The following is a 26,100-nucleotide window of genomic DNA, read 5'->3' as shown; positions in this document are numbered from 1 at the left end:
ATGATCCGGCGGTTATTGCCCGGCCGTGAGGCCGGCTGGCTGCTGTTGCTGGCGGCGGCGTTGCCGCTGGCCCTGCTGGGCGCCACCTTGTCGGGGCCTGCGCCGATCGCGTGGCACGATGCCTGGCGCATCGTATTCGGCGTCAGCGGCAGCGCGGCGACCGACGCCGAGGTGTATCAGCGCATCATCTGGTCGCTGCGGATGCCGCGCGCGCTGTTGGCGGCGCTGGCCGGCGCCGGGCTGGCGTTGGCGGGCACCGTGCTGCAGTCGCTGACCCGCAACCCGCTGGCCGATCCCTGGGTGCTGGGCATCTCCTCCGGCGCCGGCGTGGGGGCGGTAACGGTATTGGTATTGGGGCTGGGGGGCGGCCTGCTGTCAGTGTCCGGCGGCGCGTTTCTCGGCGCGCTGGGAGCATTTGCGTTGGTGATGCTGCTGGCCGGGCGTTCGCTGCAGGGGGAGTCCACGCTGTTTATTCTGGCCGGGGTGGCGGTGACGCAGCTGCTTTCTGCGTTGACTTCGCTGATCACCCTCTGGCAGGCGGACGCCAACGCCACGCGCGGCGTGATGTTCTGGCTACTGGGATCGTTCAGCGACGCGCGCTGGCCGCAGGTCGGGCTGTGCGGGCTGGCGCTGGCGGCGGCGCTGCTGCTTTGTTGGCTGCGGGCGGGTGAGCTGGACGCGCTGGCGTTCGGCGGCGTGACCGCCGCTTCGTTGGGGGTGGCGGTGGCTCCGCTGAAGCTGCTGCTGTATGTGGTGACCACTGCGCTGACGGCGGCGATCGTCGCGTTCAGCGGCGCGGTGGGATTTATCGGGCTGACGGTGCCGCATGTCGCCCGGCGGCTGGTCGGCTCGCGGCATCGGCTGCTGTTGCCGGCCAGCGCGCTGTGCGGCGCGCTGTTCGCCGTGGCGGCGGACACGCTGGCCAGAACGCTGTTTGCCCCGCGCGAGCTGCCGGTCGGCGTGCTGACGGCGCTGCTGGGGGTGCCGGTATTCCTGCTGTTGCTGTATCGGAAGGTCAATGCATGACGATTGAAAAAGCGCGATCCGGCCTGCGCGCCGAAGCGGTGAGCTGGCGAGCGGGCGAACGCACGGTGCTGGAAAATCTGGATTTCTGCGCCTTGCCCGGTGAGGTCACCGGCGTGCTCGGCGTCAACGGCAGCGGTAAATCCACGTTGCTCAAGCTGCTGGCCGGGTTGCAGCCTGCCGCCGGGGGCCGCGTTTGGCTGGAAGGGCGCGAAATTACTGCGTTTTCCGGGCGGGAGCGCGCCAGGCGCATCGCCTTTCTCGAGCAATCCGCCCCCGGCGCCTTCGCGCTGCCGGTGAAGGAGGCGGTGCTGCTGGGGCGCTTGGCCCATATCGGCCGCTGGCGCGGTTTCGGCCCCGAAGATCGCCGTCTCGCCGGGCAGGCGATGGAGCAAGTGGGCATCAGCCACCTGGCCGATCGCGATTGGCAGCGGCTGTCCGGCGGCGAACGGCAGCGGGTGCACCTGGCACGCGCGTTGGCGCAGCAAACGCCGTGGCTGCTGCTGGATGAGCCCGCCAACCATCTGGATATCGCCCATCAGCAGCAATTTATGGCCTTGCTGCGGCGGCTGAAGCTCAGCGTGGTGGTGACGCTGCACGATCTGAATCTGGCCGCCTGCTATTGCGATCGGGTGGCGCTGCTGCAGTGGGGCAGGGTCTGCGCGGCGGGTGCGCCGCGGCAGGCGCTGACGCCGGAGAACATTCGCGCGGTGTACGGGGTGGAGGCCCGGCTGGCGGCGCCCGCCGGCTATGCGCCGCCGCTGATCTATTACCCCGCACCGGCATGAGCCCGGTGGAAAGGGCACGTTTAGCCGATCACAATTTCGCCCCGCTGGCTAAAATAACTCCGGTTTTACCGATTTTTTGGGTTAGAATAACCCGATATGCGGTGAAAGGCATTTGCCGCTCAATGGGCAGTTAAGCGAGGCTATCATGTTGGAATTATTGAAAAGTCTGTTGTTTGCCGTGGTCATGGTGCCGGTGGTCATGGCGCTGATCCTCGGCCTGATCTACGGTTTTGGCGAAGTATTCAACGTCTTCTCCAAAGTGGGCCGTTCGAAAGAAAATCGCACCCAGCACTGACCGTTCCCCATCCCGATACCCGCCGGCATCGCCCGGCGGGCATTCCTCAAGTTATCTCACGCTTTGCCGATAAACCGCATGACAAGCTTTCGCGCAACGTTATATTATTTTTTATATAACGAAGAGTGATAATGCACGTTAACTTGCGGAGAAAAACAATGAAACAGCAATGGACCAAATGGGTTGGCGGGATCGTGTTGGCATCGGGCCTGGTGGCACAGGCTTCGGCGGCGGAAAAGATCACCGTGTTCGCCGCCGCGTCGCTGACCAACGCGCTGCAGGACATCGCCACCCAGTATCAAAAAGGCAAGGATGTGCAGGTGGTTTCCTCCTTTGCGTCCTCTTCGACGCTGGCGCGCCAAATTGAGCAGGGCGCCCCGGCCGATCTGTTCATCTCCGCCGATCAACAGTGGATGGATTACGCCATCGACAAGCAGCAGATGGTGAAAGACACCCGCTATACGCTGCTGGGCAACGAACTGGTGCTGATCGCCGCCAAGAGCGATAAGCAAGATAAGATCGCCATCGACAAGCAGACCGACTGGACCAAGCTGCTCAACGGCGGCCGTCTGGCGGTGGGCGATCCGGATCACGTGCCGGCCGGCATCTACGCCAAAGAGGCGCTGGAACACCTGGGCGCCTGGAGCGCGCTGGAGCCGAAACTGGCGCGCGCCAACAACGTGCGCAGCGCGATGGCGCTGGTGGAGCGCGGTGAAGCGCCGCTCGGCATCGTCTACGGCTCCGACGCGGTCGCCAGCGACAAGGTGAAAGTGGTGGGCGTATTCCCGGAAGACAGCCACAAACCGGTTGAATATCCGATGGCGATTGTGAAAGATCGTCAAAATCCGACGGTCAGCGCTTTCTATACCTATCTGAAGGGCCCGGAAGCGGCCGCTATTTTTGAACATTATGGATTCACCCCGCGTAAATGATTCTGAGTGAGTACGAGTGGCAGGCGGTTGAGCTGAGCCTGAAAGTCTCCGGTTTGGCGGTGGTCTGCAGCCTGCCGTTCGGCATTCTGATGGCCTGGGTGCTGGTGCGTTGCCGCTTTCCCGGCAAGGCGCTGCTGGACGGCGTCATTCACCTGCCCCTGGTGCTGCCGCCGGTGGTGGTCGGCTATTTGCTGCTGATCGCCATGGGGCGGCGCGGCGTCATCGGCGAGTGGCTGTACGACTGGTTCGGCTTCAGCTTCAGCTTTAGCTGGCGCGGCGCCGCGCTGGCATCGGCGGTGGTGGCGTTTCCGCTGATGGTGCGCGCCATCCGGCTGGCGCTGGAGGCGGTGGATACCCGGCTGGAGCAGGCGGCGCGCACGCTGGGCGCCAACCCGTGGCGGGTGTTTTTCACCATCACGCTGCCGCTGTCGCTGCCCGGCGTCATTGTCGGCGTGGTGCTGGCCTTCGCCCGCTCGCTGGGGGAGTTCGGCGCCACCATCACCTTCGTCTCCAACATTCCCGGTGAAACCCGCACCATTCCGCTGGCGATGTATACGCTGATCGAAACGCCGGGGGCGGAAGCCGCCGCCGCGCGGCTGTGCGCGATCGCCATCGTGCTGTCGCTGGCTTCGCTGATGGTGTCCGAATGGCTGGCCCGCTGGGGCCGCAAACGGATGGGGGTGTAAATGCTGGAGCTGGATTTCTCGCAGCAGCTGGGCGACCTTAATCTCAACGTCCGCGCCGATTTGCCGGCGCAGGGCATCACCGCGATTTTTGGCCTGTCCGGCGCGGGCAAAACTTCCCTGATCAACGCCATTGGCGGCCTGACCCGTTTGCAGCAGGGGCGCATCGCGCTCAATGGCCGCACGCTGGTGGATACCGCCGCGGGCCTTTGCCTGCCGCCGGAAAAGCGTCGTATCGGCTACGTGTTTCAGGATGCACGGCTGTTCCCGCACTATCGGGTGCGCGGCAACCTGCAGTACGGCATGGCGGCCGGCATGCGCGCACAGTTCAACACTATCGTCGAGCTGCTGGGCATCGGGCCGTTGCTCAATCGGCTGCCGCTGACGCTCTCCGGCGGTGAAAAACAGCGGGTGGCGATCGGTCGCGCGCTGCTGACCGCGCCGGAACTGCTGCTGATGGACGAGCCGCTGGCCTCGCTCGATCTGCCGCGCAAACGCGAGCTGCTGCCGTATCTGGAGCGGTTGGCGCAGGACGTCAACATCCCCATCCTCTACGTCAGCCATAGCCTGGACGAGATCCTGCGCCTGGCCGAGCAGGTGATGGTGCTGGATCGCGGCGAGGTGCGTGCGTTCGGCGGGCTGGAAGCCGTCTGGGCCAGCAGCGCGCTGCGGCCGTGGCTGCAGCGTGAAGATCAGAGCAGCGTGCTGCGCGTCAGCGTGATTGAGCATCATCAGCGCTATGCCATGACCGCGCTGGCGCTCGGCGATCAAAGGCTGTGGGTCAGCGGTATCGACGCTGAACTGGGCACCCAGCTGCGCATTCGCATCAACGCCGCCGACGTCTCGCTGGTGCTGCAGCCGCCGGTCAACAGCAGCATTCGCAACGTGTTGCCGGCCAAGGTAAGCGAGTGTCTGGACGTGGACGGGCAGGTGGAAGTGAAGCTGGCGGTCGGGGAACACGTGCTGTGGGCGCGGATCACGCCGTGGGCACGCGATGAACTGGCGATCCGCCCCGGGCAGTGGCTGTACGCGCAGGTGAAGAGCGTGTCGATCAGCCGCGAGAGCCGCTAAGACAGGCCCTCCCGGCGGGAGGGCGAAAAGATTACAGCACGCGGGTGCGGATCACCTCGGCGATGCCCGGCTGCAGGTTATCGGCGATCACCAGATCGGCGCGTTCCTTGATCGCGTCATCGGCGTTGCCCATCGCCACGCCCAACCCGACCGCTTCCAGCATGCTGATGTCGTTGTAGTTGTCGCCGAACGCCACCACCTGATCCATGCTCAGCTCCTGCGACTCCACCCATTGGCGCAGGCGCTTGCCTTTGCTGTTGCCGCCTTTGGCGATATCCACCTGATCGTGCCAGGACCATTCGCACGCCAGCCCCAGCTCTTTCTCCACCGTGTCGGCAAACTCGCGCAGCGCCAGGGTATCGGCGTGCGAGGTGGCGAATTTCCAGATCGCCTGCGCGTCGTCGGCCGCCTGCGCCAGGCTGCCGACCTGCAGCAGCGTTGGGCGCTGCGCCGCCGGCAGGGTTTCGGCCCAGGCCAGCGAGCGGGTCACGTGGCCGCTCGGCTCCTGGTAGAGCATGGCGTCGTCGACGTACATCAGCCCGTGAATGTCGGTCTGTTTGAGCATCTGCAGCACCTGCTTGGCCTGATCTTTCGCCAGAGGATCGGCCGCCAGCACCTTCTTCTGCTGAAAATCATACAGGTAGGTGCCGTTGCAGCAGATGGCCGGGGTGTCTATCTGCAGCGCCTGGTAGAACGGATGGATAGCGACGTGGTGGCGGCCGGTGACCACCACCACCTGGATGCCGGCGGCGCGCGCCTGCGCCAGCGCTTCCAGCGACTGCGGTAAGATGCGTTTTTGGTTGTCCAGCAGGGTGCCGTCAAGATCGAGGGCGATGACGCGGTAGCTCATAGGGTTCTCGTTATCGTTAGCCATAAAATTAATCCGATGGTACACCGGATAGCCAACGGAGAAAACCGCGTGAGCTTCCGGTGCTAAGCGGGGTTGCCATGCGACGGATGTGCGGTAAGCTAGGGGCAATCGAACGGCCTGAAACCGGTTCCTCTTTTACCCTTTGCAAGGAGAACACATGAAGCAAATCGTTTATGTCGCCAGCCCGGAGAGCCAGCAGATCCACGTTTGGCAGTTGGACGATGCCGGCGCGCTGGCGCTGCTGCAAACCGTTGATGTGCCGGGCCAGGTGCAGCCGATGACCCTTCATCCGGACAAGACCCACCTGTACGTCGGCGTACGTCCGGCGTTCGGCATCGTCAGCTATCGCATCGAGGCGGACGGCACGCTGCAGCAGGCCGGCATGGCGCCGCTGCCGGGCAGCCCGACCCATATCTCCACCGATTTGCAGGGGCGTTACCTGTTCTCCGCCTCCTACAGCGGCAACTGCGCCAGCATCAGCCCGATCGGCCACGACGGCGTGGTGACGGCGCCTATTCAGCAGATCGACGGCCTGACCGCGCCGCACTCGGCGAACATCGATCCGACCAACCAGCTGGTGCTGGTGCCTTGCCTGAAAGAAGACCGCATCCGCCTGTTCAACCTGAGCCTGGCGGGCCAGCTGACGCCGCACGCGCAGGAAGCGGTGGCGACCGCCGCCGGCGCCGGGCCGCGTCATATGGCGTTCCACCACAACGACAAGTTCGCTTACTGCGTCAATGAGCTGGACGGTACGGTGGACGTGCTGGCCATCTCGGAAAACGGCGGTCACTACACCGTGACGCAGACGCTGGACATCATGCCGGCCGACTTCGACGGCACCCGCTGGGCGGCGGACATTCATATCACGCCGAACGGCCGCTTCCTGTACACCAGCGATCGCACCGCCAGCATTCTGACCATCTTCAGCGTTTCCGAAGACGGCGGCACGCTGAGCGTGGTCGGCTATCACCCGACCGAAGCGCAGCCGCGCGGTTTCAATATCGATCACAGCGGCCGCTTCGTGATTTCGTCCGGCCAGAAGTCCGATCACATCGCGGTGCATGAGATTGATCAGCGCAGCGGTGAGCTGACCACGCTGGCGCGTTATCCGGTGGGCAAAGGCCCGATGTGGGTGAGCGTGCTGGCGAAGTAATTCGGCGGTCAGATGAGTATGGAAAAAGCGCGGTTCGGTTGAATCGCGCTTTTTTATTGGCGGGGGATCAGTTGAACGTCACCGTCAGCGTGGCGCTGCCGAGGCTGTGGAAATGGACGTTAAAGCCCACCAGCGCGCCGCTGGATCCCTCATCCACTTCGATACGCTCCACGTCCAGCGCATGCACGGTGAACTGGTAGCGGTGGCTCTCGCCCTCTGGCGGCGCCGCGCCGCCGTAGCCGGCCGAGCCGAAGTCGGTGCGGGTCTGCAGTGCGCCGGCGGGCAGCGGCGCTTTGCCGGAGCCCGCGCCCTGCGGCAGCTCGCGCACGTCGGCGGGAATGTTGGCCACGATCCAGTGCCACCAGCCGGAGCCGGTCGGGGCATCGGGATCGTAAACGGCGATTACGAAGCTCTTGGTGCCGGCCGGCACGCCGTCCCAGGCCAGGTGGGGCGACAGGTTATCGCCGTGGTAGCCCATGCCGTTGAAGACCTGCGCCTGCGGCAGCTTGCCGCCGTCCTGCAGATCGTTGCTGTACAAACGAAAAGCCATAGTGACTCCCAGTTGTCGGTAAACGCGGACCCTTAAGCTAGATCGTTTCGCCGTGACAATACAAGTGGGATTGCCATTCGCCAACGGCGGCGCGGATCGGTTACCATGGCCGCATCTTCCTTCCTACAGACCGCCGGATAGCCAAACAACGCCACCATGATCTCACTGAAAAAACGCACGCCGTGGTTCGGCTGGCTGCGCCGTTGGGCCAAAAGCATCAAGCGCGATATTTATGCGTTGTGGCTGGCTGCCCGTGATAAGCGCACCCCGTGGTACGCCAAACTGATCGCGCTGCTGGTGGCCGGCTATGCGATCTCGCCGATCGATCTGATCCCGGACTTCATTCCGGTGCTGGGCTATCTGGATGACGTCATCATCGTGCCGTTGGGCATCATGCTGGCGGTGCGCCTGATCCCCAAGCCGCTGATGGCCGAGCTGCGCGAGAAGGCGCAAAAGCGCGTCGATAACCCCACCGGCCGCATGGCGGCAGCGATGATCATTTTACTTTGGCTGCTGTGTCTGGGATTGCTGGCCCGCTATCTGGACCAGCATTGGTAAGGCATTAACGCGCGGCGGCGGCGACGGCGGCGGTCAGGCGGCTGAGCTGTTCCGCTTCGATGATGTAAGGCGGCATCAGGTAAATCAGCTTGCCGAACGGCCGGATCCACACCCCGCGTTCGACGAATCCGCGCTGCAGCTCGGCGACGTCCACCGGTTCACGCATCTCTACCACCCCAATCGCGCCCAGCACCCGCACGTCCGCCACCTTCGGCAGCGCCGCGAGCGGCAGCAGTTCCTGTTTCAGCTGGGCTTCGATGGCGCTCACCTGCGCCTGCCAGCGATTCTCCGCCAGCAGCGCCAGGCTGGCGTCCGCCACCGCGCAGGCCAGCGGGTTGCCCATAAAGGTTGGGCCGTGCATAAAGCAGCCGGCCGCGCCGTTGCTGATGGTCTCCGCCACGTGGCGGGTGGTCAGGGTGGCGGACAGCGTCATGTAGCCGCCGGTCAGCGCCTTGCCCAGGCAGAGAATGTCCGGCACCACCTGTGCGTGCTCGCAGGCGAACAGCTTGCCGGTGCGGCCGAAGCCGGTGGCGATCTCGTCGGCGATCAGCAGCACCTGATGGCGATCGCACAGCTCGCGCACCCGCTTGAGGTAGGTCGGGTGGTAGATACGCATGCCGCCGGCGCCTTGCACCACCGGTTCCAGGATCACCGCCGCCACTTCACCGGCGTGCTGCTCCAGCAACGCGGCGAACGGCGCGATGTCCTCTTCGCGCCATTCCTCGTCGAAGCGGCACTGCGGCGCGGTGGCGAACAGGTGCGGCGCCAGGTAGCCCTGATAGAGGCTGTGCATCGAGTTGTCCGGATCGCAGACCGACATCGCGCCGAAGGTATCGCCGTGATAGCCGTGGCGCAGCGTCAGGATGCGCTGCCGCCGTTCACCGCGCGCCTGCCAGTACTGCAGCGCCATCTTCAGCGACACTTCCACCGCCACCGAACCGGAATCCGCCAGAAACACGCACTGCAGCGCTTCCGGCGTCATCGCCACTAACCGGCGGCACAGCGAGATGGCGGCCGGATGGGTAATACCGCCGAACATCACGTGCGACATCTTCTCCAGCTGCCGGCTGGCGGCCTGATTCAGGTGCGGATGGTTGTAACCGTGGATCGCCGCCCACCAGGAGGACATACCGTCCACCAGACGCCGGCCGTCCGCCAGCTGCAGCTCGACGCCGCTGGCCGACTCGATCGGGTAACAGGGTAACGGGCGGCTCATGGAGGTGTAGGGGTGCCAGATATGACGTTGGTCAAACGCCAGGTCGGAAGCGGTGACAGACATACTTGTAAACCAAATTGAATTAAGATTGGTTGACAGTATATCCACAATATTTAAACTGGCGACACTTTTTCGTTTTGGAGACGCCATGATGGCCGATCGCATTCACTGGACAGTAGGGCAAGCCCAGGCCCTGTTTGATAAACCTCTGCTTGAACTGCTGTTCGAAGCGCAAACCGTACACCGCCAGCACTTTGATCCGCGTCAGGTGCAGGTCAGCACGCTGCTGTCGATCAAGACCGGCGCTTGCCCGGAAGACTGCAAATACTGCCCGCAAAGCTCGCGCTACAAGACCGGCCTGGAGTCGGAGCGGTTGATGCAGGTCGAACAGGTACTGGAATCGGCGCGTAAGGCCAAGGCGAACGGCTCGACCCGTTTTTGCATGGGCGCGGCGTGGAAGAACCCGCACGAGCGCGATATGCCTTATCTGCAGCAGATGGTGCAGGGCGTGAAAGCGATGGGCATGGAAACCTGCATGACGCTGGGAACGCTGGACGGCACTCAGGCCGAGCGGCTGGCGGAAGCCGGGCTGGATTATTACAACCATAACCTCGATACCTCGCCGGAGTTCTACGGCAGCATCATCACCACCCGCAGCTACCAGGAACGCCTGGATACGCTCGACAAAGTGCGCGACGCCGGCATCAAAGTATGCTCCGGCGGCATCGTCGGGCTGGGTGAAACGGTGCGCGACCGCGCCGGGCTGCTGGTGCAGCTGGCCAACCTGCCGAAACCGCCGGAGAGCGTGCCGATCAACATGTTGGTGAAGGTAAAAGGCACGCCGCTGGCGGATAACGACGACGTCGATCCGTTTGACTTTATCCGCACCATCGCGGTGGCGCGCATCATGATGCCGTCTTCTTATGTCCGCCTCTCCGCCGGCCGTGAACAGATGAACGAACAGACACAGGCGATGTGCTTTATGGCCGGCGCCAACTCGATCTTCTATGGCTGCAAGCTGCTGACCACGCCGAACCCGGAAGAAGACAAGGATCTGCAACTGTTCCGCAAGCTGGGGCTGAACCCGCAGCAGACCGCCACCGAACACGGCGACAACCAGCAACAGCAGGTGCTGGCTAAGCAGCTGCTGAACGCCGATACCGCCGAGTTTTACAACGCGGCGCCGTGATGAGCTGGCAACAACGCATCGAGCAGGCGCTGGCAGAGCGGCGCCTGAACGCCGCCTACCGTCGGCGACAGACCACCGAGGGCGGCAACGGCCGCCAGATCCGGCTGGGCGATCGTCTCTACCTGAACTTCTCCGGCAACGACTACCTGGGGCTGAGCCAGGATGCGCGGGTGATCGCTGCCTGGCAGCAGGGCGCGCAGCGTTACGGTGTCGGCAGCGGCGGGTCGGGCCATGTCACCGGCTTTTGCGCAGCGCATCAGGCGCTGGAGGAGCAACTGGCGGCGTGGCTCGGCTATCCGCGCGCGCTGCTGTTCATCTCCGGTTACGCCGCCAACCAGGCGGTGCTGGCGGCGTTGATGCAGAAAGGCGATCGCATTTTAGCCGATCGCCTCAGCCACGCCTCGCTGCTGGAGGCGGCGGCGCAGTCGCCGGCCGAGCTGCGCCGTTTCCAGCACAATCAGCCGCAGGCGCTGGCGGATCTGCTGGCCAAACCCTGTGAAGGGCAGCGGTTGGCGGTGACCGAAGGGGTGTTCAGCATGGACGGCGACGGCGCACCGTTGGCGGAACTGCATCGCTTAACCCGCGCGGCGGGCGCCTGGCTGATGGTGGACGATGCCCACGGCATCGGCGTGCGCGGCGAGCAAGGCCGCGGCAGCTGCTGGCAGCAGGGCGTGCGCCCTGAACTGCTGGTGGCGACCTTCGGCAAGGCGTTCGGCGTCAGCGGCGCGGCGGTGCTGTGCGATGAGGCGACCGCCGAGTATCTGCTGCAGTTCGCCCGCCATCTGATCTACAGCACCGCGATGCCGCCGGCGCAGGCCTGTGCGCTGCAGGCGGCGCTGGCCTGCATTCGAGAGGGCGATGAACTGCGCGCCCGGCTGCAGGACAACATTCGGCGTTTCCGCCAGGGCGCGGCGCCGCTGGCGTTAACCCTGACGGATTCCGATACCGCCATCCAGCCGCTGCTGGTGGGGGACAATCAACGCGCGCTCGATCTGGCGACCCGCCTGCGCGAGCGCGGGCTGTGGGTGAGCGCCATCCGCCCACCGACGGTGCCGCCGGGCGGCGCGCGGCTGCGCATCACCCTGACGGCGGCGCATCAGCCGCAGGACATCGATCGCCTGCTGGAGGTATTGCATGACGTCAGCCAATGACGCGGTGAACAAACAGGCGGTCGCTTCGGCCTTCAGCCGCGCCGCCGGCAGCTACGACGCCGCCGCCGCGCTGCAGCGAGACGTTGGCGAGCGCTTACTGGGGATGGGGAGTGCCCATCCGGGCGAACGGCTGCTGGATGCCGGCTGCGGCACCGGCTATTTCAGCCGCCTGTGGCGCGAGCGCGGCAAGCAGGTGACCGCGCTCGATCTGGCGCCGGGCATGCTGGACGTTGCCCGTCAACGGCAGGCGGCGCACCATTATCTGCTGGGCGATATCGAACAGGTGCCGCTGCCCGATGCGGCGATGGACATCTGTTTCAGCAGCCTGGTAGTGCAGTGGTGCAGCGATCTGCCCGCCGCGCTGGCGGAGCTGTATCGCGTGACCCGCCCCGGCGGAGTAATTTTGTTTTCCACGCTGGCGGCGGGATCGCTGCAGGAACTGGGGGACGCCTGGCAACAGGTGGACGGCGAGCGCCACGTGAACGCCTTTCTGCCGCTGGCGCAGATCCGCGCCGCCTGTGCTGACTATCGGCACGAACTGGTCACGGAGCTGCGCACCCTGAACTACCCGGACGTGATGACGCTGATGCGTTCGCTCAAGGGCATCGGGGCCACGCACCTGCATCAGGGGCGCGAGGGCGGCCTGATGTCGCGTGGCCGTCTCGCCGCGCTGCAGGCGGCTTACCCGTGCCGGCAGGGGCAGTTCCCACTCAGCTATCATCTGGTTTATGGAGTGATTTATCGTGATTAAACGTTGGTTCGTGACCGGCACCGACACCGAAGTCGGTAAAACCGTCGCCAGCAGCGCCTTGCTGCAGGCCGCCAACCGGGCGGGCTACCGCAGCGCCGGTTATAAGCCGGTGGCTTCCGGCAGCGAAATGACCGCCGAGGGGCTGCGCAACGGCGATGCGCTGGCGCTGCAGGCCAACAGCGGCGTGGCGCTCCGCTACGACGAAGTGAACCCTTACGTTTTTGCCGAACCGACCTCGCCGCATATCGTCAGCGCCGATGAAGGCCGGCCGATCGAGGCGGCGCAGCTGTCCGACGGCCTGCGCCGGTTGGAGCAGCGCGCCGACTGGGTGCTGGTCGAGGGCGCGGGCGGGTGGTTTACCCCGCTGTCGGCGCAGTACACCTTCGCCGATTGGGTGCAGCAGGAGCAACTGCCGGTGATCCTGGTGGTGGGCATTAAACTGGGCTGCATCAACCACGCGGTGCTGACGGCGCAGGCGGTGCAACAGGCGGGGCTGACGCTGGCCGGTTGGATCGCCAACGATGTGACGCCGCCGGGGCGGCGGCATCAGGAATACCTGGCCACGCTGCGCCGCATGCTGCCGGCGCCGCTGCTGGGCGAAATCCCGCACCTGCCGCAGGCCGAGCGGGCACCGCTGGGGCAGTATCTGGATATCAGCCTGCTATAAACCCTCCATGAGGGAGGCTTTCTCCCTCATTCTCCTTCCTGGCGCGCCAGCCCGGCGCCGATCAACGCCTCATCCAGCTGCGCCAGCGCGCCGTGCGCCACCGTGCGCCCGCTGTCCAACAGGCAGAAGCGGTCCGCCACCCGGCGCACGAACGGCAGCTGATGCTCCACCAGTAAAATGGTCATGCCCAATTCGCGGTTGAGCCTGCGGATCACGTTGCCGATGTCGGCGGCGATCGAGGGGGGAACGCCCGCCGTCGGTTCGTCGAGGATCAGCAGCGCCGGCTCCTGGGCCAGCGCCCGGCCAATCGCCAGCTGGCGTTGGGCGCCCACGCAAAGATCGCCGGCGCGGCGCGCGCGCATCTGGCGCAAATGGGGAAACAGGCTGTAGATCAGCGGCGGAATGCGGCGAGGGGCGCCGCGCCCGGCCATTTGCGCCACCTGCAGATTCTCCTCCACGCTCAGCTGCGAGAAGAGCTGCCGCCCCTGGGGCACGTGGCTGATGCCCAGCGCGGCGCGGCGCTCCATCGGCTGCAGCAACAGGTTTTGCGGCGGCTGATCCGCCGGCTGCCAGGTCATGCTGCCGCTCACCACCGGCACATGCCCCATGATGCAGTTGACCAGTGTGGTCTTGCCCACGCCGTTGCGGCCGAGCAGCACGGTGCACTGGCCGCGCGGCAGCTCCAGGTTGATGTCCCACAGGGTGTGGTTCTGCCCGTAAAATTGATTGACCGATCTCAGGCTCAGCATTTGGCATTCTCCTCATAGACGCCCGTTTCACTCGTTGGCGGGGACTGCAAAGGCCGCATGCGCGGCGAATTTCCCGAGTGTGGCAATGTCTGGAACAAAATGCCGTCCGTCTAATGAGCCAGAGCAAGGTCTGCGGTAGACGGAATGACAGTCAATATGTCGTTAAAAACGACGCTTGTGACGACTTGGTGTCGTTCTTGCGCTTTTACGGGCGATAGCGCCGCGGAGACTACGCGTCGCGGCAGGCAGCGCATCATGCTGTCGCACCGCGTTTATACGCAGGAAGATAAAGCAACTCTCAGGCCAGTTTTGCCGCCGGGTGAAAACGGGGATTGTTATCGCCTTGTTAACCACGCGTCAGGCCTGACAGGCGCTGCCGTGGCGGCCCGAAAATACGCGGGGAAGTTAACCCGGACGTTTTTTGCACTCTTATGGTGCTCTTTGGTCAGGGCATGGTGCAAGGCGTTGCCCTGCCGTCAAGAGCGATCCGCGTGAAAGGGGCCAATGCGATTTTGGCAATGGGGATTTTTAGTATTAATCGGCATAAACAAAGCGATATTTTTATGAAAAAATAACTAAAAAAGGCATTTTGGCGAGTGTAAAGGGCGAAAAGCTTTCTTTCTGTAACTCCCGCCCCGGGCGGGGCGGTGAGAGTTATCCACTATTCCTGTGGATAACCTTGTGTATTAGATTTAGAAAAACGCTGTAAAGCGAGAGCCGACGCGGGTTCTGTTCGCTTTGTCCGCATTCTCGTCTTTTTATTAATGTTATTAAATATCAATAATTTAATTAAAATCAAGACGCAGGGGTATTGATCAGGCCTCTATGTATGATTTTTCGACGCGGTGCTATCAATAAGTTAATTCGCGGCAAGTTCTGGGGATAAATCTGTTATTGACAATAAAAATGTCACCGGGCTGTAACGCCACGGTGCAGCGACGTTGCAGCGGCGTCGATCCCGGCGACGAATCCGCTTGAAGCTGGTTTTATATCCAGTATCATGGGCACTGGCGCAAATCGCCGACACTTTCCATAATTAGGGGCCATGCCCGGCGCAGAGCCGGCTGGCCGCCTGAGCGCGCGCATCTCCACAGGGTAGCCGAGCAATGAGTAAACTTTTCAAACTGCATTCAGAGTTCAAACCGGCCGGCGATCAGCCGGAAGCCATCCGCAAGCTGGAAGAGGGGCTGGAAGACGGCCTGGCGCACCAGACGCTGCTGGGGGTCACCGGTTCGGGCAAGACATTCACCATCGCCAACGTGATAGCCGATCTGAATCGGCCGACCATGGTGCTGGCGCCGAACAAGACGCTGGCGGCGCAGCTGTACGGCGAGATGAAAGAGTTTTTCCCGGAGAATGCGGTGGAATACTTCGTCTCCTACTACGACTACTACCAGCCGGAAGCCTATGTGCCCAGCTCCGACACCTTCATTGAAAAAGACGCTTCGGTGAACGAGCACATCGAGCAGATGCGTCTTTCCGCCACCAAGGCGCTGCTGGAGCGGCGCGACGTGGTGGTGGTGGCGTCGGTGTCGGCGATCTACGGCCTGGGCGATCCGGATCTTTACCTGAAGATGATGCTGCACCTGACCCAGGGCATGATCATCGATCAACGATCCATTTTGCGCCGGCTGGCGGAGCTGCAGTACTCCCGCAACGATCAGGCCTTCCAGCGCGCTACCTTCCGCGTGCGCGGCGAGGTGATTGACATTTACCCGGCGGAGTCGGACGAGCTGGCGCTGCGCGTCGAGCTGTTCGACGATGAAGTGGAACGGCTGTCGCTGTTCGATCCGCTGACCGGGCAGATCGAGCAGGTGGTGCCGCGTTTTACCATCTACCCGAAATCGCACTACGTGACGCCGCGTGAGCGGATCATGCAGGCGATGGAAGAGATCAAGGTCGATCTGGCGGACCGCCGCAAGGTGCTGCTGGCCAACAACAAGCTGCTGGAAGAGCAGCGCCTGACGCAGCGCACCCAGTTCGATCTGGAGATGATGAACGAGCTGGGTTACTGCTCGGGCATCGAAAACTACTCGCGCTACCTGTCCGGGCGCGCCGAGGGCGAGCCGCCGCCGACGCTGTTCGACTACCTGCCGGCGGACGGCCTGCTGGTGGTCGACGAATCCCACGTCACCATTCCGCAGATCGGCGCGATGTTCAAGGGCGACCGCGCGCGTAAAGAAACGCTGGTGGAGTACGGTTTCCGCCTGCCGTCGGCGCTGGACAACCGCCCCTTGCGCTTCGAGGAGTTCGAGGCGCTGGCGCCGCAGACCATCTATGTCTCCGCGACGCCGGGCAAATATGAGCTGGAGAAATCCGGGGGCGATCTGATCGATCAGGTGGTGCGGCCGACCGGGCTGCTGGATCCGATCGTGGAGGTGCGGCCGGTCGCCACCCAGGTGGACGATCTGCTCTCCGAGATCCGCAAGCGCGCGGCGATCAACGAGCGCGTGCTGGTGACCACCCTGACCAAACGCATGGCGGAAGACCTGACCGAATACCTGGAAGAGCATGGCGAGCGCGTGCGCTACCTGCACTCGGACATCGATACCGTGGAACGGGTCGAAATCATCCGTGACCTGCGTCTGGGCGAGTTCGACGTGCTGGTGGGCATCAACCTGTTGCGTGAGGGGCTCGACATGCCTGAGGTGTCGCTGGTGGCGATTCTGGACGCCGACAAGGAAGGCTTCCTGCGTTCCGAGCGTTCGCTGATCCAGACCATCGGCCGCGCGGCGCGTAACCTGAACGGCAAGGCGATCCTGTATGGCGATCGCATCACCGATTCGATGGCCAAGGCGATCGGTGAAACCGAGCGGCGCCGCGCCAAGCAGCAGGCCTACAACGAAGCCAACGGCATCGTGCCGCAGGGGCTGAACAAGAAGATCGGCGATATTCTGCAGATCGGCCAGCCGGTCAACCGCGCCAAGAACAAAGGCAAGGGCAAGGCGCTGGACGGCGGTGCTTCGCTTCAGAACCTCACGCCGAAAGCGCTGGATCAGAAAATCCGCGATCTGGAGGCGCAAATGTACACCCACGCGCAAAACCTGGAGTTCGAACAGGCCGCTGCGCTGCGCGACGAGATCCACCAGCTGCGCGAGCAGTTCATCGCGATTTCCTGACCGTTGGACGGCGCCCGCGCCGCGGGCGTCAAAATTCCTTGTCGGCCGCGCCAAAGCTGTTATGGTGTGCGGCCCGATTTGACCACGAAGAGTACCGAACATGAGCCAACACCAGTCTAAAGACCCGCTGCACGGCGTAACGCTGGAGCAACTGCTGAATAAACTGGTGGATCACTACGGTTGGTCCGAACTGGGCGCGCGCATTCGCATCAACTGCTTCCTCAGCGATCCGAGCATCAAGTCCAGCCTGAAGTTTTTGCGTCGCACGCCCTGGGCGCGTAAAGAGGTGGAAGATCTGTATATCGATATGGTCAGCCATCCCGCCCCAGCCAGCGATAATCCCTGGCTGCGCGGGCGAGACGGTTAAATTCGGTCAGCGGCGCGCGGCCAGCTCCACCAGCGCGTGATCCAGCGCCTGGCGCAGCAGCTGGCGATCGTGGCGGTAGGGGATGTCGCTCGCTTCCAGCGGTTGCTGAATCACCACCCGATCCTGCACTTCACTGGCGTCCACCGCCGGGCCGACGATCAGCGCATCGATCATCCGGCGGCCGATCTTCTCTTCCATCAGCGTCAGCTTATCCTTTAACGACAGCGCCGCGGCGGCCACGCTCAGCTCGCGGCCGAGGTTGCCAATATAGATCATGCTGGCGCTGCTGCGGCGCAGCGCCTGGGTGAGATCGTCCAGCAGCAGCAGCAGCAGCGGCATCAGGCTGGTGAGGAAACTGCCCGGCCCGATCAGGATCACGTCGGCCTGTGCGATGGCGTCCAGCGCTTCGCGCGTGGCGTTGACCGGCGGCGACAGCATCAGCTCCTGCGGCATATGGGTCAGCTGGTCGACATTCACTTCACCGTAAACATGGTTGCCTTCGTGATCGTGCGCCATCAAATCCACCGGCTGCTCCGACATCGGGATCAGCGCCGCGTCCACCTTCAACAGGCTGCGTACCAGGTTGATCGCTTCCAGCGGGCGCACGCTCAGGTGATCCAGCGCTTTCAGCATCAGGTTGCCGAGGTTGTGGCCGGCCAGTTCGCCGTTGCCGCTGAAGCGGTATTCGAACATCGCCGAGGCGACGCTCGGTTCGGTGATCAGCTGGTTGAGACAGTTACGGGTATCGCCCCAGGCAATGCCGCCTTCCGAACGGCGGATACGGCCGGTGGAACCGCCGTTGTCGGTGGTGGTGACGATGCCGGTCAGGCGGGAGCCTAAGGACGACAGGGCCGACATCACACGGCCCAGGCCATGTCCGCCGCCTAACGCCACCACGCGGTCGAGATCGGCCAGGGTACGATTACGCATAAATTTCCTTACAAAGGGGCTGAACTGCCCGCATAAGGTAGCGGATCCGGCATAAAAACGCGATAAGAGTGTCATTTGCGTGATTCCGGTCAATTCGTCCGCGCAAGCGATGTTTATCATGGTTTACCAGAATACGCGGCGTCTAAAAACGCTGTATAGACAATTATATAGCGAATTAACGCGTTGGCTATCGTTGCCGATTAGCGCTAGAATTCTGCTGAAAACCACGGTTTCATTCCGGCTACTCAAGGTAGCGGGAAGAGAAATCAAACTCCTAGCCCCTGTGCCTACGTTGTTCATCCGGAACGATATGGCGCCTGGGCCGTGGCGAAGTCAGCCACCAGGGTGCAGAGGGGAAACGCTCGCATCTCCCGACTTTGGAAAGGTGTTATGGTACCGCAACTCATTGATGCTTATGAGCGCAAGTTCTATTACCTGCGCTTGTCGATCACCGACGTGTGCAACTTTCGTTGCACCTATTGTTTGCCCGACGGCTACAAGCCGAGCGGCAGCCCGAAAAGCTTCCTGTCGCTGGATGAAATCCGCCGCGTCAGCCGTGCGTTTGCCGAACTGGGCACCGAAAAGGTGCGCCTGACGGGCGGTGAGCCTTCGCTGCGCCGCGATTTTACCGAGATCATCGCCGCCGTGCGGGAAAACCCGGCCATCCGTACCCTGGCGGTCACCACCAACGGCTACCGTCTGGCGCGCGACGTCGCCGCCTGGCGTGACGCCGGTCTGACGGCGATCAACGTCAGCGTCGACAGCCTGGATCCCCGTCAGTTTCACGCCATCACCGGCCAGGACAAGTTCCGCCAGGTGATGGACGGCATCGATGCTGCCTTCAGCGCCGGTTTCAGCAAGGTCAAGGTCAACGCAGTATTGATGCGTGACGTCAATCATCAGCAACTCGGTGCCTTTCTCGCCTGGATCAAAGACCGACCGATCCAGCTGCGTTTTATCGAACTGATGGAAACCGGCGAGGGCGGCGAGCTGTTTCGCAAACACCACGTTTCCGGCGAAGTGATTCGCCGGCAGTTGGAGCAGCAGGGCTGGCAGCGCCAGGCGCGCGGCCGCAGCGACGGCCCGGCGCAGGTGTTCAGCCACCCGGACTACCAGGGTGAGGTGGGTCTTATCATGCCGTATGAGAAAGACTTCTGCGCCAGCTGCAACCGGCTGCGCGTTTCTTCCATCGGCAATCTGCACCTGTGCCTGTTCGGCGAGCAGGGGGTGCCCCTGCGCGATCTGCTGGCAGAGGACGGCCAGCTCGACGCGCTGAAGGCGCGCATCCAGAGCGGGCTGTTGAGCAAGAAGCAGACCCATTTCCTGCATCAGGGTAACAGCGGGATCACCCAGAACCTGTCGTTTATCGGCGGCTGACAGCCAATAGGAGCTTATTGAACCATGAGCCATGCGAGCAGCGAGTTTATTCCGGCGCATATCGCCATCCTGACCGTGTCTGACAGCCGCGGCGCGGCGGAAGACACCTCCGGCCAATATCTGCAGGACGCGGCGCAGGAAGCCGGCCATCAGGTGGTGGATCGCGCCATCGTCAAAGATGACATTTACCAGATCCGCGCGCGGGTTTCCGCGTGGATCGCCGATGACAACGTGCAGGCGGTGCTGATCACCGGCGGCACCGGTTTTACCGCGCGCGACAACACGCCGGAAGCGCTGTTGCCGTTGTTCGACAGAGAGGTGGAAGGGTTCGGCGAACTGTTCCGTATGGTGTCGTACGAAGAGATCGGTACCGCGACGATCCAGTCGCGCGCGTTGGCCGGCCTGGCCAACCGCACGGTGATTTTCGCCATGCCGGGCTCCACCCGCGCCTGCCGCACCGCCTGGGAGCGGATTATCGAAGAGCAGTTGGACGCGCGCCATCGCCCGTGCAACTTCCAACCCCATTTGAAGAAGCCCTGAGTCATGACACAGCTAACCCACATTAACGCCGCCGGCGAAGCTCATATGGTCGACGTATCCGCCAAGGCCGAAACGGTGCGCGAGGCGCGCGCCGAAGCCTTCGTCGAGATGTTGCCCGCCACGCTGGCGATGATCGTCGACGGCAGCCATCACAAGGGCGACGTGTTCGCCACGGCGCGCATCGCCGGCATTCAGGCGGCCAAACGCACCTGGGAGCTGATCCCGCTGTGCCACCCGCTGATGCTGAGCAAGGTCGAAGTGCAGTTGGAGGCGCAGACGCAGCACAGCCGGGTGCGCATCGAAACCTGTTGCCGGCTGACCGGCAAAACCGGCGTCGAGATGGAGGCGCTGACCGCCGCCTCAGTGGCGGCATTGACCATCTACGACATGTGCAAAGCGGTACAGAAAGACATGGTGATCGGCCCGGTGCGCCTGCTGGCGAAAAGCGGCGGCAAATCCGGCGATTTTAAGGTGAACGCATGATAGATATTCTTTTCTTCGCGCAGGTGCGCGAACTGGTGGGCACCGGCGGCCTGTCGATGCCGGCGGATTACCCGACCGTTGAGGCGCTGCGCCAGGCGCTGTGCGCGCGCGGCGATCGCTGGGCGCTGGCGCTGGAGTCCGGCAAACTGCTGGCGGCGGTCAATCAGTCGCTGGTGGCGGCGGACCATCCGCTGCGCGCCGGCGATGAAGTGGCCTTCTTCCCGCCGGTCACCGGGGGATAAGCATGGAAAATACCCGCATTCGCGTGGGCGAAGCGCCGTTCAACGTCGGCGACGAGTACCAGTGGCTGGCTCAGTGCGACGCCGATGGCGCGGTGGTGACCTTCACCGGCAAGGTGCGCAACCATAATCTCGGGGACGACGTCAGCGCGCTGACGTTGGAACACTACCCCGGCATGACCGAGAAGGCGCTGGCGGAGATCGTGGCCGAGGCGCGCAGCCGCTGGCCGCTGCAGCGGGTGACGGTGATCCATCGCGTCGGTGCGCTGTATCCCGGCGACGAGATCGTATTCGTCGGCGTGACCGGCGCGCACCGCAGCATGGCGTTCGCCGCCAGCGAGTTCATCATGGACTACCTGAAGACCCGCGCGCCGTTCTGGAAGCGCGAAGCCACCGGCCAGGGCGATCGTTGGGTAGACGCTCGCGACAGCGATCGCGAGGCCGCGAAGCGCTGGCACGACGCGGCTAAATAACGCGTCAACAGCGGAAACAAATCAAGACCTTTGCCGCTTTCGCGCGGCATATTCTGTGGTACGCTTATAGCAGGCGAAGCCCCGTTCGCGGGGCTTCGGAATCTTGTTTACAACGCAAAAGGTAACCGTCATGGACCGATATCCACGCTCTAATGGTTCAATCGTCGAACGTGCCAACAGCGGCATTCAGGCCTACATGGCGCAGGTTTACGGCTGGATGACCTGCGGTCTGCTGCTGACGGCGTTCGTTTCCTGGTATGCGGCCAACACGCCCGCGATCCTCAACTTCATCTTCTCCAGCCAGATCACCTTCTTCGGCCTGATCATCGCCCAACTGGCGCTGGTGTTCGTGATTTCCGGCATGGTCAACCGCCTGAGCGGCGCGGTGGCCACGTCGCTGTTCATGCTGTACTCGGCGCTGACCGGGCTGACGCTGTCGAGCATCTTCATCGCCTACACCTACAGCTCGATCGCCAGCACTTTCGTGGTCACTGCCGGCATGTTCGGCGCCATGAGCCTGTACGGCTACACCACCAAGCGCGATCTGAGCGGCTTCGGCAGCATGCTGTTCATGGCATTGATCGGCATCGTGCTGGCCTCGTTGGTGAACATCTGGCTGAAAAGCACCGCGCTGATGTGGGCGATTACCTACATCGGGGTGGTGGTGTTCGTCGGCCTGACCGCGTACGACACGCAAAAACTCAAGGCGATGGGCGAGCAGCTGAACGCCGATGATAAAGACAGCTTCCGCAAGTACGCCATCGTCGGCGCGCTGACGCTGTATCTCGACTTCATCAACCTGTTCCTGATGTTGCTGCGTATCTTCGGCAACCGCCGCTAAATCCGTCGTTTTTCAAGCAGTAGCTTGAAATCCACAGGACTTGCCAGGCTCTGCATGTGACATGCAGAGCTTTTTTTATGCGATTTTGCGGCGGAACAGCGCGTAGGCGGCGCTGCCGGTGGTGGCGGTGATCACCAGCAGCGGCCACAGGCTGTGCCAGATGATGCTGAAGCTGGCGTCCTTCAGATAGATCTGCTTGGTGATGTCGGTGAAGTGGCGTATCGGGTTAACCCAGGTCAGATCCTGCAGCCACACCGGCATATTCTCCACCGGCGAGACGTAACCCGAGAGCAGGATCGCCGGCATCATGAACACGAAAACGCCGATGAACGCCTGCTGCTGAGTGGCGCACAGCGACGAGATCAGCAGGCCGAAACCGACCAGCGACAGCCCGTAGATCAGCATGGTGGCATAGAACAGCAGCAGCGATCCGGCGAACGGGATCTGGTACAGGAAGATGCCGATCAACAGCACGATGCTGGCCTGGAAGCTGGCGACGACCAGCGCCGGCACCGCCTTGCCGATAAAGATCTGCCAGGTGGTGAGCGGTGAGACCAGCAGCTGTTCCAGCGTGCCCTGTTCGCGCTCGCGCGCCACCGACAGCGAGGTGACGATCAGCACGCCAATGGTGGTGATCATGGCGATCAGCGACGGCACCACGAACCATTTGTAGTCCAGATTCGGGTTATACCAGTTGCGCACCACCAGCTCGCTGTTGTTGGGTTTGGCGCGGTTGCCGAGCAGCTCGTTCTGATATTCCTGCACGATCTGCTGCACGTAGTTGGCGGCGATCTGCGCGCTGTTGGAGTTGCGTCCGTCGAGCAGCAGCTGCAGCGGCGCGGTGTTGCCGGTGGCGATATCGCGCGAGAACTGCGCCGGGAAGCGGATCAGCAGCAGCGCTCGCTGGTTGTCGATGGTGGTCTTTATCTCCTGCGGGCTGCGCAGCAGCAGCACGTGTTGAAAGGCCTTGGCCTTGGCGAAGCGCTGGGTCAGCTCCACCGAGGCCTGGCCGCTGTCCTCGCTGTAGACCGCGATGGTGGCGTTGGTGACTTCCAGCGTCGCGGCGAACGGGAACAGCAGCACCTGCAGGATCACCGGCATGATTAAAATGGCGCGGGTTTGCGGATCGCGCAGCAGCGCCTGCATTTCCTTGATGATGAGCGTCAACAGACGATGAAACATCGCTCTTTCTCCTCAATCCAGCCGGCGCTGGGTTTTCCAGGCCGTCAGGCCGATGAACACCACGGCGGAAGCGATCAGGAACAGCAGATTGATCAGCAGCACGGTGCCGACGTTGCCCGCCAGGAACAGCGTTTGCAGCGTGCTGACGAAGTAGCGCGCCGGAATGATATAGGTCACCGCGCGCACGATGGCCGGCATGCTGTCGATCTGGAAGATGAAGCCGGACAGCATGATCGACGGCAGGAAGGCGGCGTTCAGCGCCACCATCGCCGCATTGAACTGATTGCGGGTGAGGGTGGAGATCAGCAGGCCCATGCCGAGGGTGCTGGCGAGGAACAGGCTGCTGATCAGCAGCAGGATCGGCAGGGAGCCGCGATAGGGCACGCCGAGCACCCACACCGCCACCGCCATGCACAGCGCCATGGCGGCCATGCCGAGGAAGTAATAAGGGATCAGCTTGGAGAGCAACAGCTCGCTGCGCGTCACCTGGGTGGACAGCAGGGCCTCCATGGTGCCGCGCTCCCATTCGCGGGCGATCACCAGCGAGGTGAGAATGGCGCCGATCACCGTCATGATGATGGTGATGGCGCCGGGAATGATGTAGTGCCGGCTGATGGCCGCCGGGTTGAACCAGTAGCGCATCTGTACGTCAATCAGCGGTTTGTCGCTGTTCCCCCGATCGGTGGCGCGCTGCTGCTGCCAAATTTGCCATACGCCCTGGGCATAGCCCTGCACGAAGTTGGCGGTGTTCGGCTCGCTGCCGTCGGTGATGATCTGGATAGGGGCGCTGTCGTGCGGGCGCGCCATGCGCTGGTCGAAATCCACCGGGATCACCACCAGGCCGCGGATCGTGCCGGCCTGCATCTGCTGGATCAGCTGTTGGCGGTTGTCGCTGATGGTCGGTTCGATATAGGGCGAGCCGGCGAACGCCTGGGCCAGATCGCGCGCGTCTTCGCTCTGCTGCTCCATCAGAATGCCCAGATGCAGCTTGCTGGAGTCCAGGTTGATGCCGTAGCCGAAGATAAACAGCAGCATCAGTGGGATGACGAAGGCGATCAGGCCGCTGCTGGGATCGCGCAGTATCTGCCGCGTTTCCTTCAGGCACAGCGCGCGCAGCCGGCGCCAGGAGAAGCCGCCGTCGTCGATTGGGGTGCGGTTATCGCTCACCGTGATTCCTCCTCATCGTAACCCTGCACCAGCTCGATAAATGCCTGCTCCATCGAGGGGTTGGGATTGTCGTCGCGCGCCACCTGCTGTTTGAGATCGTCCGGCGTGCCGGCGGCGATGATTTTGCCGCGGTACACCAGGCCGATGCGGTCGCAGTACTCCGCTTCGTCCATAAAGTGGGTGGTCACCATCACCGTGACGCCCTTGTCGACCATGCCGTTGATGTGCAACCAGAACTCGCGCCGCGTCAGCGGATCGACGCCGGAAGTCGGTTCGTCGAGGAACAGGATATCCGGTTCGTGCATCAGCGCGCAGGCCAGCGCCAGGCGCTGTTTGAAGCCGAGCGGCAGCGCGTCCGGCGTCTGATTGAGGATTGGCGCGAAGTTGAAGGCGCGCGACATCTCGTCGATTTTGTCGCGCTGCGCCTTGCCGCTCAGGCCGTAGACGCCGGAGAAGAACTTCAGGTTCTGCGCCACCGTCAGGTTGCCGTACAGCGAGAATTTTTGCGCCATGTAGCCGAGGCGCTGGCGCGCCTGGCCGGAGCTGGTCTTGAGATCCATCCCCAGCACCAGCGCCTTACCGCTGGAGGGGATCAGCAGGCCGCACATCATTTTAAAGGTGGTGGACTTGCCGGCGCCGTTCGGCCCGAGCAGGCCGAAAATTTCGCCGCGCCGCACCTGGAAATCAACGTGATCGGTAGCGGCGAAGTCGCCGAATTTTTTGGTCAGCTGCACCGCTTCGATCACCGTTTCACCGCTTTCGCCGTTGACGGTCGGCATGATCTCCGCCAGCGCCGAGCGGTGGTTGGGGCCGCCGCCGAGCAGATCGATAAACGCATCCTCGAAGCGCGGATCCGCTTCGTCCAGTTCGGCCTCCGGCAGATCCAGCGCCTGCAACAGCTGCCGGTGATCTTCGCCTTCCTTCAGAATCAGGCGCAGATACTTGCCCTGGATCACCCCATCGGTGACCGCCGGCAGGCAGATCGCCCGCTGCAGAAGCGATCGATGGCTGCCGGGGGGCGCGGCGATCAACACCGTGCGCCCGGCCATACGGCGGGTCAGCTCCTGCGGTGCGCCGCTGAACAGCAGCTCGCCCTCGTTGAGCAGCAGCACTTCGCGGCACTGTTCGGCCTCATCGAGATAAGAGGTGCTCCACAGGATCAGCATGCCGTCGTTGGCCAGTTCGTGCACCATGCGCCACAGCTCGCGGCGCGAGATCGGGTCGACGCCGACGCCCGGCTCATCCAGCAACAGCACCTGAGGTTCGCCCACCAGCGTGCAGGCCAGGCCGAGTTTCTGCTTCATACCGCCGGACAGCTTGCCCGCCAGGCGCTCGGTGAAGCGGGTCAGATCGGTGAATTTCAACAGCCGCTCGAAGGTCTGGCGGCGAAGATCGCCGGTGACGCCGCGCAGATCGGCGTAAAGCGTCAGGTTCTCCATCACCGTCAGATCCTCATACAGCCCGAACTTCTGCGGCATGTAGCCGAGGATCGCGTGCAGTTGACGATCCTGCGCGATCGGATCCAGCCCGGCGACCCGCAGTTTGCCGCTGCTGGGCTGCAGCAGCCCGGCCAGCATGCGCAGCAGGGTGGTTTTGCCGGCGCCGTCCGGGCCGACCAGCCCGATCACCGCGCCGCTGCGCAGGGTGGTGGTCAGGCTGGCGACCGCCGGTTTCTCAAGCGACGGGAAGCGCTTCTCCAGCCCTTCCAGCTCAATGGTGTGCGCCTGTTCCATGG

At 63.3% G+C, this 26,100-nt stretch carries 28 protein-coding genes and 1 riboswitch; of the genes, 20 read left to right on the top strand and 8 right to left on the bottom strand.

The features are described from left to right. The 6 genes from ACUXAC_RS13285 to modC all read left to right on the top strand — a co-directional run bounded on the left by ACUXAC_RS13285 (position 1) and on the right by modC (position 4,792). Positions 1 to 1,026, top strand: a complete 1,026-nt coding sequence (locus tag ACUXAC_RS13285) for a FecCD family ABC transporter permease (RefSeq protein WP_225529566.1) — start codon at positions 1 to 3, stop codon at positions 1,024 to 1,026. Next, positions 1,023 to 1,811, top strand: a complete 789-nt coding sequence (locus ACUXAC_RS13280; RefSeq protein WP_060423686.1) for an ABC transporter ATP-binding protein — start codon at positions 1,023 to 1,025, stop codon at positions 1,809 to 1,811. Before ACUXAC_RS13285 ends, ACUXAC_RS13280 begins: the two co-directional genes overlap by 4 nt. 145 nt (positions 1,812 to 1,956) lie before the next feature. Then, positions 1,957 to 2,106 (top strand): AcrZ family multidrug efflux pump-associated protein, encoded by a 150-nt coding sequence (locus tag ACUXAC_RS13275; protein ID WP_004939813.1) that lies wholly within the window; start codon positions 1,957 to 1,959, stop codon positions 2,104 to 2,106. A 158-nt stretch (positions 2,107 to 2,264) separates the two neighbouring features. Further along, positions 2,265 to 3,038 carry a molybdate ABC transporter substrate-binding protein gene (gene modA / locus ACUXAC_RS13270; RefSeq protein ID WP_038870956.1) on the top strand — a complete coding sequence of 258 codons (774 nt, stop codon included), beginning with the start codon at positions 2,265 to 2,267 and terminating at the stop codon, positions 3,036 to 3,038. Then, positions 3,035 to 3,724, top strand: a complete 690-nt coding sequence (modB, locus tag ACUXAC_RS13265) for a molybdate ABC transporter permease subunit (RefSeq protein WP_019454005.1) — start codon at positions 3,035 to 3,037, stop codon at positions 3,722 to 3,724. Before modA ends, modB begins: the two co-directional genes overlap by 4 nt. After that, positions 3,725 to 4,792 (top strand): molybdenum ABC transporter ATP-binding protein ModC, encoded by a 1,068-nt coding sequence (gene modC, locus ACUXAC_RS13260; protein WP_016928697.1) that lies wholly within the window; start codon positions 3,725 to 3,727, stop codon positions 4,790 to 4,792. Between the two features lie 31 nt (positions 4,793 to 4,823). On the opposite strand, the gene ACUXAC_RS13255 is transcribed toward modC, so the two are convergent. Beyond that, complete coding sequence (locus ACUXAC_RS13255) at positions 4,824 to 5,642, bottom strand: pyridoxal phosphatase (RefSeq protein WP_213873155.1); 819 nt, start codon at positions 5,640 to 5,642, stop codon at positions 4,824 to 4,826. A 178-nt stretch (positions 5,643 to 5,820) separates the two neighbouring features. Here ACUXAC_RS13255 and pgl point away from each other — a divergent pair, with 178 nt between their 5' ends. Beyond that, positions 5,821 to 6,816 (top strand): 6-phosphogluconolactonase, encoded by a 996-nt coding sequence (gene pgl / locus ACUXAC_RS13250; RefSeq protein ID WP_060423698.1) that lies wholly within the window; start codon positions 5,821 to 5,823, stop codon positions 6,814 to 6,816. A gap of 67 nt (positions 6,817 to 6,883) precedes the next feature. Here pgl and ACUXAC_RS13245 read toward each other — a convergent pair whose 3' ends face one another. Then, positions 6,884 to 7,366, bottom strand: coding sequence for a kinase inhibitor (locus ACUXAC_RS13245; RefSeq protein WP_060420913.1), 483 nt, complete (start codon positions 7,364 to 7,366; stop codon positions 6,884 to 6,886). A gap of 156 nt (positions 7,367 to 7,522) precedes the next feature. Here ACUXAC_RS13245 and ACUXAC_RS13240 point away from each other — a divergent pair, with 156 nt between their 5' ends. Beyond that, the gene (locus ACUXAC_RS13240; RefSeq protein ID WP_038870940.1) at positions 7,523 to 7,924 is read left to right on the top strand and encodes a YkvA family protein; all 402 of its coding nucleotides are present in this window, start codon (positions 7,523 to 7,525) and stop codon (positions 7,922 to 7,924) included. 4 nt (positions 7,925 to 7,928) lie between these two features. On the opposite strand, the gene bioA is transcribed toward ACUXAC_RS13240, so the two are convergent. Then, entirely contained in the window at positions 7,929 to 9,203 is a 1,275-nt protein-coding gene (bioA, locus tag ACUXAC_RS13235; RefSeq protein ID WP_060440490.1) for an adenosylmethionine--8-amino-7-oxononanoate transaminase, read from the bottom strand. Positions 9,204 to 9,291: 88 nt separating this feature from the next. Between bioA and bioB the strand changes: the two genes are divergently transcribed. The 4 genes from bioB to bioD are packed head-to-tail and all read left to right on the top strand — an operon-like array spanning position 9,292 to position 12,898. Then, complete coding sequence (gene bioB / locus ACUXAC_RS13230) at positions 9,292 to 10,329, top strand: biotin synthase BioB (RefSeq protein ID WP_031299723.1); 1,038 nt, start codon at positions 9,292 to 9,294, stop codon at positions 10,327 to 10,329. Beyond that, complete coding sequence (bioF, locus tag ACUXAC_RS13225; protein ID WP_197813503.1) at positions 10,329 to 11,480, top strand: 8-amino-7-oxononanoate synthase; 1,152 nt, start codon at positions 10,329 to 10,331, stop codon at positions 11,478 to 11,480. The genes bioB and bioF overlap by 1 nt, the downstream gene beginning before the upstream one ends. Continuing rightward, positions 11,464 to 12,231, top strand: a complete 768-nt coding sequence (gene bioC / locus ACUXAC_RS13220; protein ID WP_060420921.1) for a malonyl-ACP O-methyltransferase BioC — start codon at positions 11,464 to 11,466, stop codon at positions 12,229 to 12,231. Before bioF ends, bioC begins: the two co-directional genes overlap by 17 nt. Continuing rightward, positions 12,224 to 12,898: a dethiobiotin synthase gene (gene bioD / locus ACUXAC_RS13215; RefSeq protein WP_049201157.1), complete on the top strand. Its 675-nt coding sequence runs from the start codon at positions 12,224 to 12,226 to the stop codon at positions 12,896 to 12,898. Before bioC ends, bioD begins: the two co-directional genes overlap by 8 nt. A gap of 26 nt (positions 12,899 to 12,924) precedes the next feature. Here bioD and ACUXAC_RS13210 read toward each other — a convergent pair whose 3' ends face one another. Next, positions 12,925 to 13,647 (bottom strand): ATP-binding cassette domain-containing protein, encoded by a 723-nt coding sequence (locus ACUXAC_RS13210; RefSeq protein ID WP_049195911.1) that lies wholly within the window; start codon positions 13,645 to 13,647, stop codon positions 12,925 to 12,927. Between the two features lie 1,106 nt (positions 13,648 to 14,753). Here ACUXAC_RS13210 and uvrB point away from each other — a divergent pair. Both uvrB and ACUXAC_RS13200 read left to right on the top strand, forming a co-directional pair. Beyond that, positions 14,754 to 16,766: an excinuclease ABC subunit UvrB gene (uvrB, locus tag ACUXAC_RS13205; protein ID WP_049201153.1), complete on the top strand. Its 2,013-nt coding sequence runs from the start codon at positions 14,754 to 14,756 to the stop codon at positions 16,764 to 16,766. 100 nt (positions 16,767 to 16,866) lie between these two features. Next, positions 16,867 to 17,133: a VF530 family protein gene (locus tag ACUXAC_RS13200; protein ID WP_063991145.1), complete on the top strand. Its 267-nt coding sequence runs from the start codon at positions 16,867 to 16,869 to the stop codon at positions 17,131 to 17,133. A 6-nt stretch (positions 17,134 to 17,139) separates the two neighbouring features. Here ACUXAC_RS13200 and ACUXAC_RS13195 read toward each other — a convergent pair whose 3' ends face one another. Then, a complete protein-coding gene (locus ACUXAC_RS13195; RefSeq protein ID WP_454266697.1) occupies positions 17,140 to 18,063 on the bottom strand; it encodes a gluconeogenesis factor YvcK family protein in 924 nt (307 codons plus the stop codon). Positions 18,064 to 18,322: 259 nt separating this feature from the next. Continuing rightward, a riboswitch (molybdenum cofactor riboswitch) is annotated at positions 18,323 to 18,467 on the top strand. Here ACUXAC_RS13195 and moaA point away from each other — a divergent pair. From moaA to ACUXAC_RS13165, 6 genes are all read left to right on the top strand, one after another. After that, positions 18,454 to 19,440, top strand: coding sequence for a GTP 3',8-cyclase MoaA (gene moaA, locus ACUXAC_RS13190; RefSeq protein ID WP_047728407.1), 987 nt, complete (start codon positions 18,454 to 18,456; stop codon positions 19,438 to 19,440). It overlaps the preceding riboswitch by 14 nt. 24 nt (positions 19,441 to 19,464) lie before the next feature. Continuing rightward, a complete protein-coding gene (moaB, locus tag ACUXAC_RS13185) occupies positions 19,465 to 19,980 on the top strand; it encodes a molybdenum cofactor biosynthesis protein B (protein ID WP_025301928.1) in 516 nt (171 codons plus the stop codon). Between the two features lie 3 nt (positions 19,981 to 19,983). Beyond that, a complete protein-coding gene (moaC, locus tag ACUXAC_RS13180; protein WP_048794855.1) occupies positions 19,984 to 20,463 on the top strand; it encodes a cyclic pyranopterin monophosphate synthase MoaC in 480 nt (159 codons plus the stop codon). Beyond that, positions 20,460 to 20,705 carry a molybdopterin synthase sulfur carrier subunit gene (gene moaD / locus ACUXAC_RS13175; RefSeq protein ID WP_019453985.1) on the top strand — a complete coding sequence of 82 codons (246 nt, stop codon included), beginning with the start codon at positions 20,460 to 20,462 and terminating at the stop codon, positions 20,703 to 20,705. Before moaC ends, moaD begins: the two co-directional genes overlap by 4 nt. 2 nt (positions 20,706 to 20,707) lie before the next feature. Beyond that, complete coding sequence (moaE, locus tag ACUXAC_RS13170) at positions 20,708 to 21,175, top strand: molybdopterin synthase catalytic subunit MoaE (protein ID WP_173889679.1); 468 nt, start codon at positions 20,708 to 20,710, stop codon at positions 21,173 to 21,175. Between the two features lie 130 nt (positions 21,176 to 21,305). Further along, a complete protein-coding gene (locus tag ACUXAC_RS13165; RefSeq protein ID WP_033637508.1) occupies positions 21,306 to 22,016 on the top strand; it encodes a Bax inhibitor-1/YccA family protein in 711 nt (236 codons plus the stop codon). A 75-nt stretch (positions 22,017 to 22,091) separates the two neighbouring features. Here the strand turns inward: ACUXAC_RS13165 and ACUXAC_RS13160 are convergent, their stop codons facing one another. Genes ACUXAC_RS13160 through ACUXAC_RS13150 form a run of 3 tightly spaced genes read right to left on the bottom strand, consistent with a single transcriptional unit; the run spans position 22,092 to position 26,098 of the window. Next, a complete protein-coding gene (locus tag ACUXAC_RS13160; protein WP_454266696.1) occupies positions 22,092 to 23,198 on the bottom strand; it encodes an ABC transporter permease in 1,107 nt (368 codons plus the stop codon). 12 nt (positions 23,199 to 23,210) lie between these two features. Continuing rightward, complete coding sequence (locus ACUXAC_RS13155; protein ID WP_038870906.1) at positions 23,211 to 24,365, bottom strand: ABC transporter permease; 1,155 nt, start codon at positions 24,363 to 24,365, stop codon at positions 23,211 to 23,213. Next, positions 24,362 to 26,098 (bottom strand): ATP-binding cassette domain-containing protein, encoded by a 1,737-nt coding sequence (locus tag ACUXAC_RS13150; RefSeq protein WP_147839612.1) that lies wholly within the window; start codon positions 26,096 to 26,098, stop codon positions 24,362 to 24,364. The genes ACUXAC_RS13155 and ACUXAC_RS13150 overlap by 4 nt, the downstream gene beginning before the upstream one ends. Positions 26,099 to 26,100: the final 2 nt, after the last annotated feature.

This window comes from Serratia sp. 121840015-1 (genome assembly GCF_053627655.1).
The sequence above is the reverse complement of the archived record's forward strand: the minus strand, read 5'-3'. Positions and strand labels throughout refer to the sequence as shown.